Genomic DNA, 1,319 nt, shown 5'->3' with positions numbered 1-1,319 from the left:
TGCGAACGGCGCGCCGTTGCGCAACGCTCCAGGCTTGCGCTGCAGGACTGCGAGGTAATGACGCCAGTCGTAGATGGTTTCTCCGCGATCATGGCTGCGGTTGATACGCCGGACATGCTCCGCGATGACCTGGCCTTCGGCGACGAAGACGAGCTGGGACGCATAGACATGCAGGCTGATGGGCCGGTTGGCAAATGCCGCCGGCACGCTATAACGGTTGCGGTCGAAACTCACCAGACACGTGGGCGAAACAAGCTTGGTGTGCTCGACAAAGCCGTCGAATGCCTGGCCGACCGGCATCAGATGGGGCCGCTCGATCGACCACGCGTCCCAGATCGTCGTGTCCTGCTCAGGATGCTGCGTCTGCTGCCAGAGCAGGACGCACTGGTCGGCCAGCCAGTCGTTCAATGCAGCGAGCGAACCGAACGCGGGCACTCGTTGCCACAGCCGGTGACGGCTGTCCTGAACGTTCTTCTCGATCTGCCCTTTCTCCCAGCCCGAGGCCGGATTGCAGAATTCAGCGTCAAACAGGTAGTGACTGACCATGGCGCTGAAGCGCGCGTTGACGTCCCGAAGCTTGCCACGACGTACCTTGTCGACAGCGGTCTTCATGTTGTCATAGATACCCCGGCGCGGAATACCACCCCACGCGACGAACGCGTGGTGATGGGCGTCGAACAGCATCTCGTGAGTTTGCAGAAGATAGGCACGCAGGAAGAACGCCCGGCTGTGGCTAAGCTTGAATTGCGCAACCTGCAGTTTGGTGCGCTCGCCGTTGATCACGGCCCAGTCCTCGCTCCAGTCGAACTGGAATGCTTCACCGAGTGCAAAGCTCAGCGGCACAAAGGTGCCACGTGCTGCGCTCCTTGCCTGCTCCTGCTGCTCCTGTCGCCAGCGGCGCGCAAAGGCGGCGACCCGGTCGTAGGATCCGGTGAACCCCAGCACGGTGAGGTCAGCGTGAATCTGCTTGAGGGTTCTGCGCTGTTTGCGCGGCCGGTTTGCTTCCGTCTTTAACCAGCCGGCGAGCTTCGCCGCAAATCCGTCGAGCTTGCTCGGGCTCTGCCGTTCCGGATAGGTGGGCACTACGGTGCCGGCGCGTATATAGCGCCTGACGGTGTTTCTTGAAACGCCAAGCCGTTTGGCGATCTCGCGTAGCGAGACATGATCGCGATAATGCCAGCGTCGGATGATGCTCAATATTGCCATGTCGATCACTCCGTTCTCCCGCTAGCTGCACAGCGGGCCAGTGTGTTCCACGTGGGTCAATATTCGATGCAAATCACCGTGTCAGGTGGGTCAGAATTCAGTGCAAATCAACA

The 1,319-nt window shown here is 60.6% G+C and carries 1 protein-coding gene; it reads right to left on the bottom strand.

Features of this window, described 5'->3' with window-relative positions; all coding sequences use genetic code 11:
• Positions 1 to 1,206 (bottom strand): IS21 family transposase (gene istA, locus PQR53_RS38815; protein WP_408463171.1); only part of this gene is annotated, 1,206 nt, incomplete at its 3' end.
• Positions 1,207 to 1,319: the final 113 nt, after the last annotated feature.

The sequence above is a fragment of the Paraburkholderia fungorum genome (assembly GCF_046027605.1).
In the GTDB taxonomy this organism is placed as follows: domain Bacteria; phylum Pseudomonadota; class Gammaproteobacteria; order Burkholderiales; family Burkholderiaceae; genus Paraburkholderia; species Paraburkholderia fungorum_F.
Note: the sequence above shows the minus strand (reverse complement) of the source record. Positions and strands in the feature narration are given on the sequence as shown.